Raw genomic sequence first — 17,739 nt, forward strand, 5'->3', positions numbered from 1 at the left:
TACGCGCCATCGGGGGTCAGCTTTCGCGCAGAACGGTCAGCGGGCTGGCATTCAGTGCGCGGCGCGTGCCGAATACCCCGGCAGCGCCAATCAGCAAGGCACCGATTACGGGCAGCAGTAACAACCACGGGTGGGGGTGCCACGCCAGGTCAAATGCATAGCGGTACAGCACCCAGGTCACCAGTTCGGTGCCCAGTGCCGCCAACAAGCCACTGACGGCGCCCAGCAGGCCGAACTCAATGCGTCGGGCCTTGACCAGCAACTTACGCTCGGCACCCAAGGCGCGTAGCAATGCACCTTGGCGGATTCGTTCATCCAGGGTGGCCTGCAGGCCAGAGAACAACACCGCCATGCCCGACGCGAGGACAAACAACAGCACGTATTCGACTGCCAGCGTTACTTGGGCAAGGATGCTGCGCAACTGCTCCAGCAGGGCCTCGACCTGCAGGATAGTGACCGCCGGGAAGGCCCGTGACAGGTCGACGATCTGTTGGTCATGGCCGGGAGCCAAGTAGAAGCTGGTGAGGTAGGTCGCGGGCAGATCCTTCAAAGTGCCCGGTTGGAAAATCATGAAGAAGTTGGGCTGGAAGTTATCCCAGTTGATGGTGCGCAGGCTGGTGACCCGCGCTTCACGGTTTTCCCCGCCGATGGTGAACAACAGATGGTCGTTGAGCTTGAGCTTCAAGCTCTCGGCCACTTTGGCTTCCACCGACACGCCAGGAACCCCGTCAGTGGGTTGCGCCGACCACCAGGTACCTGCCGTCAGGACGTTACCCGCTGGCAAGTCGTCCGCCCAAGTCAGGCTCAGGTCACGTTGAGTGGCACGGTCGCCACTGGAGTCCTTGCTGACAATCTCCTGCACGGGTTCGCCATTGATGCTGATCAGGCGCCCTGGCACCACCGGGTAGAGCGGCGCTGCTTGTGCCTGGACGTCCAGCAGGCGGGCGCCAAAGGCGTCCTTGTCGGCTGGCAGGATATTCAGGGCGAAGTAGTTGGGCGCATCCTTGGGCAACTGGTTTTGCCAGGTGTCGAGCAATTCGCCCCGCAACAGCGCGATCAACCCCATGGACAACAGGATCAAGCCAAAGGCCAGGGATTGGCCCGCTGCCGCCAACGGGTGACGCAACAATTGGCCCAGGCCCAGGCGCCATGGCAGGGAGGCGCGAGCCAGTAACCGCCGCAGGTTCTGTAGCAACAACAGCAGCAAGCCACCCAGGAGCAGCGCAGCGACTACACCGCCGCCGAGTAATGCGAAGGTCAATACCAGGTCCAGGCTCAGGCGCCACATGATCAGGCCCAAGGCAAACAGTGCCGCACCGTAGACCATCCAAGTACTTGAAGGAATAGGCAGCAAATCGCGGCGCAATACCCGCAGCGGCGGTACCCGGCCCAGTGCGGCCAGCGGTGGGAGGGCGAAGCCGGCGAGGGCGACCAGCCCGGTGCCGATCCCGGCAACAGCCGGCAGCAACCCGCCTGGCGGTACGTCGGCGGGCAACAGGTCGTGCAGGAAGTAGAACAAGCCAAATTGCGCCAGCCAGCCGAGCAGGACGCCGGCCAGGCTCGCCAGCAAGCCCAGCACGCTCAGTTGCAGGCTGAACAGCAGCATGGCTTCACGGCGCGACAGGCCCAGGCAGCGCAACAACGCGCTGGCATCGAAACGTCGACTGGCGAAGCGGTTGGCCGACAGCGCCACGGCCACGCCAGCCAGCAGCACGGCCACCAGGCTGGCCATGTTCAGGTAACGTTCGGCCTTGCCCAGCGCGCCGCCGATTTGCTGGTTGCCATCTCGGGAGTCCTGCAGCCGCTGGTTGGCAGCCAGGCCCGGTTTGACCAGGTCGCGATAGGTTTGCAGCGCAGTGCTGCCTTGTGGCGCACGCCATAGTTCGCGGTAGCTCACACGGCTGCCTGGCTGGACGACACCGGTGGCGTCCAGGTCCGCCAGGTTGATCATGACCCTGGGCGTGAGGCTGTAGAAGTTCCCGGCCCGGTCGGGCTCGTAGGTCAGGATGCGCGCCAGGCGCAGGGTCTTCATGCCGACATCGATGCTGTCGCCGATTTTCAGGCCCAGCGCCGTCAGCAATCGTGCTTCCACCCAGGCGTCACCGGGTTTGGGACCACCGCCAGGGGTTTGCGTACCGAATGGCTCGGTGCTGCTTTTAAGCTCGCCGCGCAAGGGGTACTGCTCGTTGACCGCCTTGATGCTGGAGAGCTGGATGCCATTATCGGTGGCGATAACGCTGGAGAACTCCACGATACGAGCGTGATCCAGGCCCAGTTCGGTCCCGGATTTGATTTGCTCGGGCCGGGCCGGCGAGCTGCCTTCGAGCACCAGGTCGGCGCCGAGGAATTCGGTGGCGCGCAGCAGCATGGCGCCGTTGAGGCGTGCACCAAAGTAGCCGATGGCGGTGCTGGCAGCCACGGCCACCAGCAGGGCAAAGAACAGCACGCGCAATTCGCCGGCGCGGGCATCGCGCAGTAACTGACGCATGGCAAGGCTGAACAGACGCAATAGCGGCAAACGTGCCATCAAGGCTCCAGGGGCGCGACCATCAGGCCGGCTTCAAGGCGGATCAGGCGTCGGCAACGGTGGGCCAGGCGCTCGTCGTGGGTGACCAGTACCAGGGTCGTACCGCTCTCTTTATTCAACTCGAACAGCAGATCGCTGATGCGCTCGCCAGTGTGGCTGTCGAGGTTGCCGGTGGGCTCGTCGGCAAACAGCACGTCCGGTTCGGCGGCAAACGCGCGGGCTATCGCCACGCGTTGTTGTTCGCCACCGGACAGCTGACGGGGCGAGTGGGTCAGGCGCTGGCCCAGGCCTACGCGCTCCAGCAGGTGTTTGGCTCGCTCGCGGGCGTCCTGGCGACCGTCCAGCTCCAGCGGCAGCATCACGTTTTCCAGTGCATTCAAGCTGTCGAGCAATTGGAAGGATTGGAATACGAAGCCCACATGTTCGGCACGGATGCGTGCGCGCTGGTCTTCGTCGAGGGTGCTCAGGGCTTGCCCGGCCAGGGTGACTTCGCCGCTGCTGGGCAAGTCGAGGCCGGCCAGCAGGCCCAGTAGCGTGGATTTGCCGGAACCGGAGCTACCGACGATAGCCAGGCTATCGCCCTTGTTCAGTTCCAGGCTCAGTTCGTGCAGGATAGTCAGTTCACCTTCCGCGCTGGGAACCACTTTGCTAAGGTTTCGCGCGGTGAGAATGCTTGCGCCCATGGAGAATCCGATGCGAGTGTGGTTTTTGAGTGCTGGCCTGGCCTTGATGTGCATGGCCCAGAACGCAGCGGCGGGTACAGTCCTGATCGTTGGCGATAGTATCAGTGCCGGTTTCGGCCTGGATACCCGCAAAGGGTGGGTTGCGTTGCTGGAGCAACGGCTCAAGCAGGAGGGTTTTGACGATAAAGTGGTCAATGCTTCCATCAGTGGCGACACCAGCGCGGGAGGCCTCGCGCGGCTGCCCGCGGCGCTTGCAACGCACAAACCCGACGTTGTGGTGATCGAGTTGGGTGGCAACGATGGGTTGCGCGGCCAGCCGCCTGCGCAATTGCAACAAAATCTTGCTTCGATGATCCAGCAGTCCCGGGACAGCGGCGCCAAGGTGCTGCTGTTGGGCATGCAGATTCCGCCCAATTACGGCAAGCGCTATGTCGAAGCCTTTGCCAAGGTATTCGGTGATGTGGCACAGAAAGAAAAGGTGCCGTTTGTGCCGTTTTTCCTCGAGGGCGTGGGTGGCCATCCGGAGTTGATGCAGGCTGACGGGCTACACCCGGCAGTCGCGGCGCAAGACAAGTTGCTGGAAAATGTCTGGCCAACGCTAAAACCGCTGTTATGACGCTTTTCTACCGGCAGGCTTTCGGCTAAGGTGGCGCCCCCCCGATTTGGAGCCCTCGATGTCGCGCCCTGCCTGGTCCCTGTTTAACTACCAACTGATCGAGCCGGACGAGCAGCTGGACCTGTTCGCCTGCCAGGAAGTGCGGGTGCATTTGGTGGCGCGTCAATTGGAACTGGGCGGCTCGATCGATCGCACGCTCTGCGGCACTCTATTGCCGGCACAGCCACGCTGGTCATCGGTCAACCGCTCGATTTTCCAAGACCAGCGACTCTGCCCGTTATGCCGGGCAATTCTCGAATCGCAAAAGCGCGGCACTCCGCCGATCTGGCCGGAGCTGCGCTTCGAGCTGTAAAACAGCTTGAAGCTTGGCACTGCGAAGCCGTATACAATCAATTTTTCCCCACCCGTCGTCTTGCGAAGGATTTTCCGGATGTTGTCGCGCCTTTCCGTCGTCACCTGCTGCCTGTCTCTTGCTGCGCTTTGTGCGGCGGGTTCGGCGGCGGCCTTGCAGTTGCCCTTGCCGCCGCCCGGTGAGGACATTGTTGGCCAGGTCCAAGTGATCAAGGCCAAGTACGAAGACACCTTTGCCGACCTTGGCACCACCTACGACCTGGGCTATTCGGAAATGGTTGCGGCCAACCCGGGTGTCGATGCCTGGTTGCCGGGGGCGGGCACCGAGATTGTGCTGCCGACACGCTTTATCCTGCCGCCCGGGCCGCGGGAAGGCATTGTGATCAACCTGGCGGAATACCGGCTCTACTACTATCCAAAAGGCCAAAACGTCGTCTATACCTTCCCCCTGGGCATTGGCCGGGAAGGCTGGGGTTCGCCGATCGCCCATACCAGTATCATCGCCAAGACGCCGAACCCGACCTGGACGCCACCGGCCTCGATCAAGGCCGAACACGCCGCCAACGGTGACCCGCTGCCCAACGTGGTGCCTGCCGGCCCGGACAACCCGCTGGGGCCCTTCAAGTTCACCCTGGGCACGCCGGGTTACCTGATTCACGGCTCCAACATGAAGTTTGGTATCGGCACGCGCACCAGCCACGGCTGCTTCCGCATGTTCAATAACAACGTGTTGGAAATGGCGGGCATGGTGCCGGTAGGCACGTCAGTGCGCATCATCAATGACGCGTACAAGTTCGGCAGCAGTGGTGGCAAGGTTTACCTTGAGGCTCACACGCCGTTGAACGATGACGGTACGCCATCGGTGGTCGACAAGCACACCGCTGTCATCAATGCGTTGCTCAAGCGCGAAGACCTGTCCAATAACCTGCGCGTCAACTGGGACCAGGTGCGTGATGTGGTCGCCGCCGAGGATGGCTTGCCGACTGAAATTGGAGTGCCAGGCGGCGCACCTGTGGCGTCCAGCACCCCGCTCGATCTTCAATAATAAGCCTGAGCGAATATCCCTGTGGGAGCGGGCTTGCTCGCGAAGACGTCGGCCCAGCAAACATTGATGTTGACTGATCCACCGCTTTCGCGAGCAAGCCCGCTCCCACATGCCAAATCAAAGGCAAAAAAAAGCCGACCCATAAATGGATCGGCTTGATAACAACCCCGAAGGATTATTACTTGCGGCTTGCTTTTTCAAGCATGCGCAGAGCGCGCTCGTTAGCTTCGTCAGCAGTCTGTTGTGCTTTTTGAGCAGCAGCCAGAGCTTCATCAGCTTTACGGTAGGCTTCGTCTGCACGGGCCTGGGAGCGAGCTGCTGCGTCTTCAGTTGCAGTCAGACGAGCTTCGGTTTCTTTGGAGACGCTGCTGCAACCGGTAGCCAGAACTGCGGCCAGAGCCAGAGCAGAGAATTTCAGAACGTTGTTCATCGTGTTCCCCTTCAAGGACTTTCAATTTAATGGCTACTTTCTCAGAGTGAGCTAATAGCCGGCGTACATACTACCCATTACTTGTAGTAAGTAAACTGACGTTGCGCAAGAAGCAAAAAAAATTCTTGTGCTGAATCTATTTTGGCTAATCTTTTGGCGGTCTGTATGAAAACTGTCCAGATTTTTGCACCTCGACGAACATTGGATCCAGGCTGAAAGGGCCGGCCCGCATGTGTTAAGCCTTGTAAACAGATGAAATTTTATATAACGAAGCGGGGCACTTTGGTTGCGCTTGGCTTTACTGCGCAAGGCATCTTTCGCGCATCTAGAGGTGACTTTAAGTGCGCCAGTTCGTCTCAAGGTTCAACTGCCGGCAATGTTCAGGCTATCGGTCACCGGTTGATCGAGGCCCTTTCTATATCCACCAGCGGCAGGGGATGACGAGTGCGCCTTGAGCAATTTCAGGATTGGTGCCTACTATTCCCTATGTGCTGGTTGTGAGCGCTCACGGTTTTCTCGCTGTCGAAACCGGCACGGGGTGGCGTAGATGTTCCTTCGCCGGAAAAACATCGGTAAGGTAGGGTCGTTAATTCAGACCCGCGAGGAGTAGTGATGAGCGAGGCGTTGTCCATCCACCATGACCAGGCTGGTCATCAGTTCGAGACCAATGTGGACGGTCATCGTGCCTACCTGACCTACATGGACCTCGGGAAGCAGACCCTGGATATCTATCGCACCTTCGTGCCCAACGCACTGCGGGGGCGAGGCATTGCGGCTGCATTGACCGAGGAAGCCTTGAAGTTTGCCGAAGAGGCTGGCTACACGGTGATCCCCTCATGCTCCTATGTCGAACGCTATATGGAGCGCCACCAGCGCCATGCTGCGAAGTTGTAACTGACCAGTTGCCAATAAAAAACGCCGGGCTTGGCCCGGCGTTTTTGTGTGCGCGAAACAGGTATTGGCTCAGGTGCGTTTGCGCTGGGGCAACACGTCCTTGAGTTTGGCATGCATGCTGCGCAGGGTGGTCTCAGTGGCCGACCAGTCGATGCAGGCATCGGTGATCGACACGCCGTATTGCAAATCGGCCAAGTCTTTTGGAATTGCCTGGCAACCCCAGTTCAAATGGCTCTCGACCATCAAGCCGATGATCGACTGGTTGCCCTCCAGGATCTGGTTGGCAACGTTCTCCATCACCAGCGGCTGCAACGCCGGGTCTTTGTTGGAGTTGGCGTGGCTGCAGTCAACCATGATGTTTGGCTTGATCTTGGCCTTGTTCAGTGCCTGTTCGCACAATGCGACGCTGACCGAGTCATAGTTGGGCTTGCCATTGCCGCCACGCAGCACCACGTGACCGTAGGCGTTGCCCTTGGTCGTCACGATGGACACGCCGCCTTCCTGGTTGATACCCAGGAAACGGTGAGGGCTGGAGACTGATTGCAGCGCATTGATCGCCACGGTCAGGCCGCCGTCGGTGCCGTTCTTGAAGCCTACGGCCGAGGACAGGCCGGACGCCATTTCGCGGTGGGTCTGGGATTCGGTGGTACGTGCGCCGATGGCCGACCAGCTGATCAGGTCCTGCAGGTATTGCGGGGAGATCGGGTCGAGGGCTTCGGTTGCGGTGGGCAGGCCCATTTCAGCCAGGTCCAGCAGCAGCTTGCGACCGATGTGCAAGCCATCCTGGATTTTGAAGGAGTCGTCCAGGTATGGGTCGTTGATCAAGCCTTTCCAGCCGACGGTGGTACGCGGTTTCTCGAAATACACGCGCATGACCAGGTACAAGGTGTCGGACACCTCTGCCGCCAGCACCTTGAGGCGCTCGGCATATTCGTGGGCGGCCTTGAGGTCGTGGATAGAGCAGGGCCCGATCACCACGAACAGGCGGTGGTCGGTGCCGTCGAGAATGTCACGGATGACTTCGCGGCCCTTGGTGACGGTCTGCAGGGCAGCGTCGCTCAGGGGGATTTCGCGCTTGAGCTGATCGGGGGTGATCAGGGTCTCGTTGGATTCAACGTTAAGGTCATTGATCGGTAAATCAGCCATCGTGTTACTCGCCAGGGTCACGGGTGCCGGCCGCCAGCTATCCCCGTGCGGCGGGCACAGCATGATTTGAATGCAGGGGGGAGGAACCTTAGCGCGTAACACGGGCCCGCGACAATGGGCAAAGCCCGGTTTAATCCAGCGCTGGCTACACAATCGCCTCATGGGAGAACTCGCCAGCATGGCGCGACACCCAGTCACGGGCCATGGCTTCAAGTTGCGCAGGCGTTGGCTCGGCATCTTCGTGCAGGCGGCAGTAACGCTCGATCTGGCACACTTGCTCACCCATTCGCGCACCGAACAAGGCGTGTTCATCGGTAAAGCAAATACCGATGCGATAGCCCTGTTCGACTTTGCGGCACCAGGCGACATAGCCCGGATAACGGGCGCTGGGCCCCAGGGAAGGGATATGCAGATCAACCGCCGTGCCGGCGCGCCAGGCACGTGGCCAATTGCAGGCGACGCCGCCGCGGCCGATAGTATGCAGGCGTTGGCGGGGCAGGGCGGGAGAGGGACGTTGGATCAACTCGACAGCGACATCATCAGGGTGAGGTAAAAAACGACCCATGTACACGGACTCCGAGCGCCGTCCAGTTGACGGCAATGGCAGCAGTATAGTGAAGGAACTGGAATTGACCGACCTGGATATTGACCAGCAATTGCTGGGATTGCCAGGTATTTCGCTGGTAGTGTTCACCAGTGTCGGTTGTGCCAGTTGCCGCTGGGCACGCCAGCAGTTGCCTGGCTGGCACTTGCCGGTGGACCGCGTGTGCTGGGTGGATGCCGGGCACAACGGCGGTGCGGTGGAACGCTACCAGATCTTTCATTTGCCGGCGTTGTTCTTGGTGTGCGAGGGTCAATTCCTTGGGCAATTACAGGCACGTCTTACAGCATCCGACCTCGCCGAATGCGTAAACCAGGCGCTCAATCGAATACCAGAGGATTTGCCATGACAGCAGTTGCAGCCCCGTCGCCACGCATTGGCATTATCGGTACCGGTGCCATTGGTGGTTACTACGGACTGATGCTGGCGCGTGCCGGCTTCGATGTGCATTTCCTGTTGCGCAGCGAATATGCCGCGGTGAGCAGGCATGGCCTGCACGTCAACAGTACGGTGCATGGGCAACTGCACCTGCATCCGGTGCAGGCCTATGCCAGCGCCGCCGACATGCCGCCGTGCGACTGGCTACTGGTGGGCACCAAGTCCACCGGCAATGTGGACCTGGCGCCAACCATCGCCCAGGTGGCGGCGCCGGACGCCAAAGTGGTGCTCTTGCAAAACGGCCTCGATGTGGAAGACAGCCTGCGTGAACACCTGCCGCCGTCGCTGCATCTGTTGGGCGGCCTGTGCTACATCGGTGTGCATCGCTCGGCCCCCGGTGTGGTCGAGCATCAGGCGCTGGGCCGGGTCAACCTGGGCTATCACAGTGGCGCGGCGGCCAACGACGAGGTGCAGCAACAGGCGATTGTCGAAGCCGGTGCCGGGCTGTTTCATCAAGCTGGCATCGAGTCCCAGGCCATGGCCAATGTGCATCTGGCGCGTTGGCACAAGCTGGTCTGGAACGTGCCGTTCAACGGCCTCTCTGTGTTGCTGGGCACGGGCACCACGGCCATGATGGCCGATGAGTCCAGCCGCGAGTTGATCCAGGCGCTGATGGCCGAGGTGGTGCAGGGCGCTCATGCCTGCGGGCATGAAATTCCTGCCAGTTACGCTGGGCAGATGTTCGCCATGACAGAAACCATGGACGACTACCTGCCCAGCATGTACCACGACCATCTGCACAAGCGGCCGCTGGAGCTGGCGGCCATCTACGCCCGCCCCTTGGCCGCTGCCAAAGCGGCCGGTTGCGAACTGCCACGCATGCAGGCGCTCTATCAGGCCTTGAGTTTTATTGATCGGCACAACCGCTGATTGGGGGGAACTACCATGGTGAAGGGATTGGCTGACAAACTGGTGCTGGCGATTTCCTCACGAGCGCTGTTCGACCTGAGTGACAGCCACAAGGTTTATCTGGCTGAAGGGGTCGAGGCTTACCGCAAATACCAGATCGAGCACGAGGAAGAAACCCTCGAGCCTGGCGATGCCTTCCCGCTGGTCAAGAAGCTGCTGAGCCTGAATGCCAGCCTGGGGCGTGCGCGGGTCGAGGTGGTGTTGGTGTCGCGCAACAGTGCCGATACCGGGCTGCGGGTGTTCAACTCGATCCAGCATTACGGCCTGGATATTTCCCGCGCCGCTTTCGTAGGCGGGCGTAGTCCCTATCCCTATTTGGCCGCCTTCGGTTGTCATCTGTTTCTCTCCACCCATGCTGAAGATGTGCGCAGTGCCCTCGATGCCGGGTTTGCGGCCGCGACGATTTTGTCCGGCGGCCCGCGCCGCGCTTCCAGCGAAGAGCTGCGCATCGCATTCGATGGCGATGCCGTGCTGTTCTCCGATGAGTCCGAGCGTGTCTACCAGGCCGGCGGGCTGGCAGCCTTCCAGGCCAGCGAGCGAGAGTCGGCGCGCCAGCCTTTGCACGGCGGTCCGTTCAAGGGCTTCCTGGCGGCACTGAACCTGTTGCAACGCGAGTTTGCCGATGAGGCCTGCCCGATCCGTACCGCGTTGGTCACCGCACGTTCGGCACCGTCCCATGAACGCGTGATCCGCACGTTGCGCGAGTGGGATATCCGCCTGGACGAGTCGCTGTTCCTCGGTGGCCTGGAAAAATCCGCGTTTCTGGAAGCCTTTGCCGCCGATGTGTTTTTCGATGACCAGGCCGGCCATTGCGAGAAAGCCAGGGAGGTAGTGGCCACCGGGCACGTGCCCCATGGCATCAGCAATGAGTTGAGAATCCAGACCGAGAGCTAGCTGCTAAGCTCATTCAATTCCCGCCATCCTGGCAGTCCAGGAGGTTTTATGATTCGCTCGATGCTGTTTGCCACGGACCTCGGTCTGTATGCACCCTATGTGATGCAACATGCAGTGGCGCTGGCGCGAACGTTCAAGGCTGACCTGTATGTGATCCACGTGGTCGAGCCCATTGGCTTGTTCGCCGAATCGGTGTTGCAGAGCTACCTTGATGAAACCGCCTTGAGCGAATGGCAGAGCAAGGGGCTGAGCACGGTGATGGCGACGATTGAACAGCGCGTGCTGGACAGCTTTCGCGAGGAGTGGGAGGAAGGGGAGCAGGACCTGCAATGGATTCGCTCGGTCAAGGTTATCCAGGGGGACCCTTGCGAGGTGATTCTCGACCAGTTGCGAAAACTGTCCGTCGACTTGCTGGTCGTAGGCAGTCATAGCCAGGCAACCGGCGTGGCCGTCCCCCTTGGGCGTACCGCCGCACGGGTGTTGCAGTTGTCCCCGGTGCCGGTTTACCTGGTGCCGTCGCTGCAGCGTCGGCGCAGTGACGATAGTTGATCGGTAAAAACGATAAAAAGTTCTAGATTTATCCGTTAAACCTTTAATATAGTTATATACCGTCGCTGATACCCGTGGCGTCTATCTGCTTTGAGGGATTCATATGAAGCTTCAACAACTGCGCTACATCTGGGAAGTGGCGCACCACGACCTCAACGTTTCCGCTACCGCTCAAAGCCTCTATACCTCGCAGCCTGGTATCAGCAAGCAGATCCGCCTGCTCGAAGACGAGTTGGGCGTCGAAGTCTTCGCACGCAGCGGCAAACACTTGACCCGCGTCACTCCAGCCGGCGAGCGCATCATCACCACCGCCGGCGAGATCCTGCGTAAAGTCGAAAGCATCAAGCAGATCGCCCAGGAGTTCTCCAACGAGAAGAAAGGCACCTTGTCGATCGCCACCACTCACACCCAGGCGCGCTATGCATTGCCGCCGGTGATCCGTGATTTCATCAAGCAATACCCGGACGTAGCGCTGCACATGCACCAGGGTTCGCCGATGCAGATTGCCGAAATGGCCGCTGACGGCACCGTCGATTTTGCCATCGCCACCGAGGCCCTGGAATTGTTCGGCGACCTGGTAATGATGCCCTGCTACCGTTGGAACCGCTGCGTGGTTGTGCCCCAGGGGCACCCTTTGGCCAAGCTGCCGAAGCTGACCCTGGAAGCCTTGGCTGAATACCCGATCGTGACCTACGTGTTCGGCTTTACCGGCCGTTCCAAGCTCGACGAAGCGTTCAGCCATCGCGGCCTCACGCCCAAGGTGGTGTTCACCGCTGCCGATGCCGACGTGATCAAGACCTATGTTCGCCTGGGCCTGGGCGTCGGGATCGTCGCCAAGATGGCGGTCGACACCAACCTGGACAAAGACCTGGTGGTGCTGGATGCCAGCGAACTGTTCGAGTCCAGCGTGACCAAGATCGGTTTCCGCCGCGGCACCTTCCTGCGCGGCTTCATGTGCGACTTCATCGAGAAGTTCGCACCGCACCTGACCCGTGAAGTGATGGCCAAGGCGATCCAGTGCCACAACAAGCAAGAGCTGGAAGAGTTGTTCGACGGCGTTGAATTGCCCGTCCACTGACCGCGATGACCCTGTAGGAGCGAGCTTGCTCGCGAAGATCGCCAACGTTAACGCGGGGCGCCAGGTAGCATGCAGCGCCCTTGCGTTTCTTCGCGAGCAAGCTCGCTCCTACAGGGGTGTAGGTTATCTGGCCTCGGTAACCGTAAAGTGCTGCCGAGCGCCGGCCACCAGAATCTCCACCTCTTCATCGATACGCTTGCCCAACAGGCCTTTGCCCAACGGCGAGCGCGGCGTGATGACGGTCACCGGTTGCCCGACCACATCCACTTTCAAACCCGCTGCATCCGGCGCCAGGAACAGCCATTGCTGACGACCGTCCTCGTCTTCCAGGCCCACCAGCGTGCCGATCTCTATCCCGCGTCGATCATCGTATGCACGTAGCTGCAGTTGCTGGCACAGCACCAGCGATTGCTTGATCTCCTGCACTCGCCGGGCCTGCCCGGTGGCCAGGTACGAAGCCTCCAGGCCGAGGGTGTCGTATTTGTTCTCGGCAATGTTTTCTTCGTGGGTCGCGGTTTCGTAGGCGGTCTGCGCGGCGCGTTGGACGATGTCGAGGTCGACGGTGAGCTTTTCCAGGATCAACTGGAGCACGGCGTGTTTATTCATGGCGGTATCTGGCATCAATCGCAGAATTGCAGGACATTGGCCCGCGTCTTTTCATTGGGGGCATTCTGGTCTTGTTGCAGCCAGAACTGGCATTTGGGGTTGGACAGGTTACGCGCGTTGCTACGGGCCTGGTCCAGGGCCTGTTGTTGTTCCTGTTTTTGCAGGTTTTGTTGGTACTGTTCGAACAGACGGTTCGGTGGCTGCGGCTCAACCATCGCCGGTTTGCCCAATTGCTGAACCGCCTGTGCCACCGGCGCCAGGCTCTGGGGGAACAGGTAGCGAGACGCCAGCCAGGTGGTCAGCGCAATGGCGATAAACCCTAGCCACACGCCTGCGGCAATCGCGATGCAGAGTTTGAGCAGCGATGACGGACGGTCAGACATAAGAGCCTCCTGGCAGGCATTGACGGCATGACGGTGATTGTCGCACAGCCTCCGTGCAGAATAATCGCGATCAAGCCTTCTGCATCCACGCATTTATGCGGACAATCGAACCTTTGATCGATGGAGCCCGGAATGAAAGCCCGCTGGGATATTTTTTGCAGTGTCGTCGACAACTACGGCGACATCGGCGTGACCTGGCGCTTGGCCCGGCAGTTGGTGGTGGAGCATGGCTGTGACGTGCGCTTGTGGGTCGATGACCTGCGCGCCTTCGAACGCATGTGCCCGGACATTGATGTGCAGGTGGGCCAGCAATGGCAAGAGGGCGTCGAAGTGCGTCACTGGCCGGCCGAATGGCCAGGCGCGCACCCGGCCGATGTGGTTATTGCTGCGTTCGCCTGCCAGCTACCGCCTGAGTACATGGACTGCATGGCCGAGCGAGAGCGTGCGCCATTGTGGATGAACCTGGATTACCTCAGCGCTGAAGACTGGGTGGTGGGTTGTCATCGCTTGCCTTCGGTGAAGTACAAAGGCGTGCAGAAATACTTTTTCTTCCCCGGGTTTCGCCCTGGCACCGGCGGCCTGTTGCGTGAAGCCGGCTTGTTGGAGCGACGCCAGGCGTTTCAACAGGACGCCGCCGCGCAGCAACAGTTCCTGCAAAGCCTGGGCGTTGCTCCGACGGCCGGCGCGCGTTTGATGTCGCTGTTTGCCTATGAGAATGATGGCTTGGCCGGCTGGCTGGACGTGCTGGCAGCCGATGGGCGTGGGACGCACTTGCTGGTGCCGGAAGGGCGCATTCTGGGGGATGTGCAATGCTGGCTGGGGGTGAGCAGTTTGTCGGCGGGAGACATTCAGGTGCGCGGCGCGCTGACCGTTCAGGTCATTGCATTCGTGCGTCAGGAGCAATATGACCGATTGCTATGGTGCTGCGAATTCAACGCCGTACGGGGCGAAGACTCGTTCGTGCGTGCCCAGTGGGCGGGGAGGCCAATGCTATGGCACATTTACCGCCAGGACGAAGACATCCACCTGGACAAGCTCGATGCCTTCCTGGAACTGTACACTGCTGCACTTTCACCGGCCGCCAAGGCTGCCGTCGTCACGCTTTGGCAAGCCTGGAACGCTGATGGCGATATGGCACAGTCCTGGAAAATGCTGCTGGAACACTGGCCCGAGGTCACCCAGCACGCTGAGAAGTGGTGTCTGGAACAAGGCTTGCAGGCCGATCTTGCGACGGCGCTGGTACAGTTTTATGAAAGTTGGATATGATACGCCACCTTGATTTTTGTCAATCCCATCCAAATTTCGGATATACGCAATGAAAACTGGTAAAGAACTGAAACCCGGTACAGTGATCCGTCTCGAAAACGACCCTTGGCTGGTTCAGAAAGCTGAGTTCACCAAGTCTGGTCGTAACAGCGCAATCATGAAGACCAAGCTGAAGAACCTGCTGACCGGTTACAAGACCGAGATCGTCTACAGCGCCGATGACAAACTGGACGACGTAATCCTCGACCGCAAAGAAGCGACCCTGTCCTTCATCAGCGGCGACACCTACACGTTCATGGACACTACCGACTACACCATGTACGAGCTGAACGCTGAAGATATCGAAGCCGTTCTGCCGTTCATCGAAGAAGGCATGGAAGACGTCTGCGAAGCTATCTTCTTCGAAGATCGCCTGGTTTCCGTAGAGCTGCCGACCACCATCGTGCGTCAGGTTGACTACACCGAAGGTTCCGCTCGCGGTGACACTTCCGGCAAGGTGATGAAGCCTGCCAAACTGAAGAACGGTACCGAGCTGAGCGTTGCAGACTTCATCGAAATCGGCGACATGATCGAGATCGACACCCGTGAAGGTGGTTCGTACAAAGGTCGCGCCAAGAAGTAATTCTGGCCCCGGCGATACGAAAAAAGCCCGACTTTGAGTCGGGCTTTTTCATGGGCGTCTGTTTTTCAGACCGTTACATGCAAGCGCACATCAACGTTGCCACGGGTGGCGTTGGAGTACGGGCAGACCTGGTGCGCGGCGTCGACCAGGCTTTGCGCGTCATCCTGGGCCAGGCCCGGCAGGCTGACATGCAGGTCGATATCCAGGCCGAAGCCGCCAGGGATCTGGCCGATGCCAACGTGGGCGGTGATCGAAGCGTCATCCGGGATTTTGCGTTTGGTCTGGCTGGCAACGAATTTCAGTGCGCCGATAAAGCAGGCGGAGTAGCCGGCAGCAAACAATTGCTCGGGGTTAGTGGCCTGGCCACCGGCGCCACCCAACTCCTTGGGAGTCGACAGTTTGACGTCGAGGATATTGTCGCTGGAAACGGCGCGACCATCACGGCCGCCAGTGGCGGTGGCTACTGCGGTATAGAGCGTTTGCATGGGGCGTTCCTCTGTATGTTTAGCGCTAAACATTTGCGCGCTAAGTAGTTGGTGAGGCGAATGTATAGCGCTAATGTTTAGTGCGCAAGTTAATTTTTCAGTTTTTTGGCTGATTGAAAAAATTGAGGGCACCGCAGAGCAAAAAGTGTGAGCTGGCTTGCCTGCGATTGCGGTGTGTCAGTCAATGCATTGTTGACTGATGTACCGCAATCCCAGCATAGGTATCTACATAACTCTGTTAGCTCAACGGTAACCACGATGCGAAGCGAGCCGCTCTTTATCTTGATCTGCTTTTGATCTTAGGCGCCCGTTAAACCACGCTGGCGGATTACAGGCACACCGAGCCTGGGCGAGGTGCCGAGTGGTGGGGCAAGAGCGTTTTGCTTACTTTTGTCTGGGCCGGCATTCCGGCTTTTCAAAAGTGAGCCGCTGTAAAAGCGGAACCCTAAGTGGCCGTTACCGCAGGAATGGATATGTACACGGTCCAACTGTGTTGACTGTCAGGCCGTCTTCGCAGGCAAGCCAGCTCCCACCTTGGATCGCGGGGCATCAGTTATATCTGTGTCGGCTGCCAGGCCGTCACGGGAGCAAGCTCCCTCGACACAGATTTAGCGTCGTGCCGAAGTTGTGTAGATACCTATGGCCATCGCAGGCAAACCAGCTCCCACTTTTTAGGTGTGTGTTGCGTCAGAGGCTGGTTTGCAGATTGGCGCGCAACGCGATCAGGTCTCCTTGCAGCTTGCGCAATTGCTCCAGCGCCATCCCGCTGGCGCCCAGGATGCATTGCGGAACATCCTTGGCCTTCTCCTGCAAGGCGCGCCCGGTGTCGGTCAGTTCCACGACTACCACTCGTTCATCTTCGCGGCTGCGGGTACGGCTGAGCAGGCCCTCGGCTTCCAGGCGCTTGAGCAGTGGCGTCATGGAGCCTGGGTCCGTCAGCAGGCGGCTGCTGATTTCGCTGACGGTCAATTCATCCTCTTCCCACAGCACCATCATGGCCAGGTATTGCGGATAGGTCAGGCCGATGGCTTGGAGCAGCGGCTTGTAGACCTTGGTCATCAGCAATGAAGTAGAGTGCAGGGCGAAGCACAGCTGGTTGTCCAGCAACAGCGATTCGCAAGGATCAGGGTTTTTGCTCATGGTAGCGTCTCGAATAAGCATGTCTGGGCTGGAATCTAGCGGGCAAATCTTTAATGCGCCAGGTAATTCTTGCCGGAGGCGTCAGACCAAGCCACTTTGCAATGCCAGATCCCAAGGCGGCACCGGGCTGAAACGGGATTTAAGATATTCAAGCAACAATCGGCTGCGCGCATTGGGCTGTTGCTCCAGGCGCAGCGCATAAATGCCGGCGGTTTCCGGGCTCGGCAAACCGTCTTCACAAAACAGCGGCAACAGCTCACCGCGTACCAGGTATTCACTGGCCAACCAGGTCGGCAGATGAGCGATGCCCAGCCCGGCCAGTGCACCCGAAAGCAGGGCTTCGGCATTGTTGGCGCTCATGCGGATGCGCCGGGGGCGATAGGTGGTGCGACGCCCGTCCAGTTCGAAGCGCCAGGCGAACATTGGCGCCAGCCCGTCCCAGTCCAGGCCATCATGTTCGCTCAGCTCTCGAGGATGGGCCGGCGTGCCACGGCTTTTCAGGTACGCGGGGCTGGCGCAGGCGATACGCACAATGCTCGCCAACGGCGTAGCGACCAGCCGGGTATCGACAATATGCCCAGCGCGCAGAACCAGATCGACCTTGCCCAGATGCGCGCCCTGCATATCGACAAAGCTGTCGATCAAGTGCAGGTGCACGTCCAGTCCTGGGTACAGGTTTAAAAAGTCCGCAATGACCGGCGCCAGATGCCGGCGGCCGAATGCTGCGGGCGCATCGACCCGGATCAACCCCTCCGGCGCATGGCTCAGCGAGACCGCTTCAGCCCGCGCCAGCTGCAACTCGTTGACAATCCGTCGTGCCCGCTCGGCAAAGGCCAGGCCCGCCGAGGTGGGCACCACCGCATGGGTGCTGCGTTGGAACAGGCGGCTACCCACGGAGCTTTCCAGGCTGTCGATGCGCCGGGCCACGGCGGAAGGTGTCAGCGGATGGCGGCGCGCGGCGGCGGAAAAGCTGCCGGCTTCCAGCACATCCAGAAACAGGCTGAGTTGGTCGGTCAAGGTGTTGGGGTTCATGGCTCGACGCTTATGCGAGATTGGCACAGCCATTGTGCGTTGCT

21 protein-coding genes are annotated in these 17,739 nt (G+C 59.9%); 11 read left to right on the plus strand and 10 right to left on the minus strand.

Annotated elements, in window-relative coordinates:
* Positions 1-16: 16 nt before the first annotated feature.
* Entirely contained in the window at positions 17-2,527 is a 2,511-nt protein-coding gene (locus tag ACP7CZ_RS07275; protein ID WP_294195897.1) for an ABC transporter permease, read from the minus strand.
* Positions 2,527-3,210, minus strand: a complete 684-nt coding sequence (locus ACP7CZ_RS07280) for an ABC transporter ATP-binding protein (RefSeq protein ID WP_003189864.1) — start codon at positions 3,208-3,210, stop codon at positions 2,527-2,529. The genes ACP7CZ_RS07275 and ACP7CZ_RS07280 overlap by 1 nt, the downstream gene beginning before the upstream one ends.
* A gap of 10 nt (positions 3,211-3,220) precedes the next feature.
* Here ACP7CZ_RS07280 and ACP7CZ_RS07285 point away from each other — a divergent pair, with 10 nt between their 5' ends.
* From ACP7CZ_RS07285 to ACP7CZ_RS07295, 3 genes are all read left to right on the plus strand, one after another.
* A complete protein-coding gene (locus ACP7CZ_RS07285) occupies positions 3,221-3,826 on the plus strand; it encodes an arylesterase (protein ID WP_034126728.1) in 606 nt (201 codons plus the stop codon).
* A 58-nt stretch (positions 3,827-3,884) separates the two neighbouring features.
* The gene (locus ACP7CZ_RS07290; protein ID WP_003189866.1) at positions 3,885-4,178 is read left to right on the plus strand and encodes a hypothetical protein; all 294 of its coding nucleotides are present in this window, start codon (positions 3,885-3,887) and stop codon (positions 4,176-4,178) included.
* Between the two features lie 78 nt (positions 4,179-4,256).
* On the plus strand, positions 4,257-5,222 hold the full coding sequence (locus ACP7CZ_RS07295) for a L,D-transpeptidase family protein (RefSeq protein WP_019820319.1): 966 nt from the start codon (positions 4,257-4,259) through the stop codon (positions 5,220-5,222).
* 178 nt (positions 5,223-5,400) lie between these two features.
* Here ACP7CZ_RS07295 and oprI read toward each other — a convergent pair whose 3' ends face one another.
* Positions 5,401-5,652: an outer membrane lipoprotei OprI gene (oprI, locus tag ACP7CZ_RS07300; protein WP_003172710.1), complete on the minus strand. Its 252-nt coding sequence runs from the start codon at positions 5,650-5,652 to the stop codon at positions 5,401-5,403.
* 612 nt (positions 5,653-6,264) lie between these two features.
* Between oprI and ACP7CZ_RS07305 the strand changes: the two genes are divergently transcribed.
* Positions 6,265-6,546 carry a GNAT family N-acetyltransferase gene (locus ACP7CZ_RS07305; protein WP_003189869.1) on the plus strand — a complete coding sequence of 94 codons (282 nt, stop codon included), beginning with the start codon at positions 6,265-6,267 and terminating at the stop codon, positions 6,544-6,546.
* Positions 6,547-6,615: 69 nt separating this feature from the next.
* On the opposite strand, the gene ACP7CZ_RS07310 is transcribed toward ACP7CZ_RS07305, so the two are convergent.
* Entirely contained in the window at positions 6,616-7,692 is a 1,077-nt protein-coding gene (locus ACP7CZ_RS07310; protein ID WP_003189871.1) for a 3-deoxy-7-phosphoheptulonate synthase, read from the minus strand.
* Positions 7,693-7,837: 145 nt separating this feature from the next.
* Positions 7,838-8,257, minus strand: a complete 420-nt coding sequence (locus tag ACP7CZ_RS07315) for a pilus assembly protein PilZ (RefSeq protein WP_034126729.1) — start codon at positions 8,255-8,257, stop codon at positions 7,838-7,840.
* Between ACP7CZ_RS07315 and ACP7CZ_RS07320 the strand changes: the two genes are divergently transcribed.
* The 5 genes from ACP7CZ_RS07320 to cysB all read left to right on the plus strand — a co-directional run bounded on the left by ACP7CZ_RS07320 (position 8,256) and on the right by cysB (position 12,161).
* On the plus strand, positions 8,256-8,642 hold the full coding sequence (locus ACP7CZ_RS07320) for a hypothetical protein (RefSeq protein WP_034126730.1): 387 nt from the start codon (positions 8,256-8,258) through the stop codon (positions 8,640-8,642). The genes ACP7CZ_RS07315 and ACP7CZ_RS07320 overlap by 2 nt on opposite strands.
* On the plus strand, positions 8,639-9,601 hold the full coding sequence (locus ACP7CZ_RS07325; RefSeq protein WP_072448180.1) for a putative 2-dehydropantoate 2-reductase: 963 nt from the start codon (positions 8,639-8,641) through the stop codon (positions 9,599-9,601). The genes ACP7CZ_RS07320 and ACP7CZ_RS07325 overlap by 4 nt, the downstream gene beginning before the upstream one ends.
* Positions 9,602-9,616: 15 nt before the next feature.
* On the plus strand, positions 9,617-10,534 hold the full coding sequence (locus ACP7CZ_RS07330; RefSeq protein WP_034126732.1) for a 5'-nucleotidase: 918 nt from the start codon (positions 9,617-9,619) through the stop codon (positions 10,532-10,534).
* Between the two features lie 48 nt (positions 10,535-10,582).
* Positions 10,583-11,083 carry a universal stress protein gene (locus tag ACP7CZ_RS07335; protein ID WP_034126733.1) on the plus strand — a complete coding sequence of 167 codons (501 nt, stop codon included), beginning with the start codon at positions 10,583-10,585 and terminating at the stop codon, positions 11,081-11,083.
* Positions 11,084-11,186: 103 nt separating this feature from the next.
* Entirely contained in the window at positions 11,187-12,161 is a 975-nt protein-coding gene (gene cysB / locus ACP7CZ_RS07340) for an HTH-type transcriptional regulator CysB (RefSeq protein ID WP_003189876.1), read from the plus strand.
* A 123-nt stretch (positions 12,162-12,284) separates the two neighbouring features.
* Here the strand turns inward: cysB and ACP7CZ_RS07345 are convergent, their stop codons facing one another.
* Both ACP7CZ_RS07345 and ACP7CZ_RS07350 read right to left on the minus strand, forming a co-directional pair.
* On the minus strand, positions 12,285-12,767 hold the full coding sequence (locus ACP7CZ_RS07345; protein ID WP_054897915.1) for a GreA/GreB family elongation factor: 483 nt from the start codon (positions 12,765-12,767) through the stop codon (positions 12,285-12,287).
* Positions 12,768-12,781: 14 nt separating this feature from the next.
* Positions 12,782-13,150 (minus strand): hypothetical protein, encoded by a 369-nt coding sequence (locus tag ACP7CZ_RS07350; protein WP_054897902.1) that lies wholly within the window; start codon positions 13,148-13,150, stop codon positions 12,782-12,784.
* 132 nt (positions 13,151-13,282) lie between these two features.
* Here ACP7CZ_RS07350 and earP point away from each other — a divergent pair, with 132 nt between their 5' ends.
* Positions 13,283-14,416, plus strand: a complete 1,134-nt coding sequence (gene earP / locus ACP7CZ_RS07355; protein ID WP_054897901.1) for an elongation factor P maturation arginine rhamnosyltransferase EarP — start codon at positions 13,283-13,285, stop codon at positions 14,414-14,416.
* 49 nt (positions 14,417-14,465) lie between these two features.
* The gene (locus ACP7CZ_RS07360) at positions 14,466-15,038 is read left to right on the plus strand and encodes an elongation factor P (protein WP_032892737.1); all 573 of its coding nucleotides are present in this window, start codon (positions 14,466-14,468) and stop codon (positions 15,036-15,038) included.
* Positions 15,039-15,103: 65 nt separating this feature from the next.
* Here ACP7CZ_RS07360 and ACP7CZ_RS07365 read toward each other — a convergent pair whose 3' ends face one another.
* From ACP7CZ_RS07365 to ACP7CZ_RS07375, 3 genes are all read right to left on the minus strand, one after another.
* The gene (locus ACP7CZ_RS07365) at positions 15,104-15,523 is read right to left on the minus strand and encodes an organic hydroperoxide resistance protein (protein ID WP_034126737.1); all 420 of its coding nucleotides are present in this window, start codon (positions 15,521-15,523) and stop codon (positions 15,104-15,106) included.
* 687 nt (positions 15,524-16,210) lie between these two features.
* Positions 16,211-16,663, minus strand: a complete 453-nt coding sequence (locus ACP7CZ_RS07370; protein WP_034127142.1) for a MarR family winged helix-turn-helix transcriptional regulator — start codon at positions 16,661-16,663, stop codon at positions 16,211-16,213.
* An 81-nt stretch (positions 16,664-16,744) separates the two neighbouring features.
* Entirely contained in the window at positions 16,745-17,695 is a 951-nt protein-coding gene (locus ACP7CZ_RS07375; RefSeq protein WP_034127143.1) for a LysR family transcriptional regulator, read from the minus strand.
* Positions 17,696-17,739 lie beyond the last annotated feature (44 nt).

This window comes from Pseudomonas sp. DWP2-2, assembly GCF_049897065.1.
In the GTDB taxonomy this organism is placed as follows: domain Bacteria; phylum Pseudomonadota; class Gammaproteobacteria; order Pseudomonadales; family Pseudomonadaceae; genus Aquipseudomonas; species Aquipseudomonas paracarnis.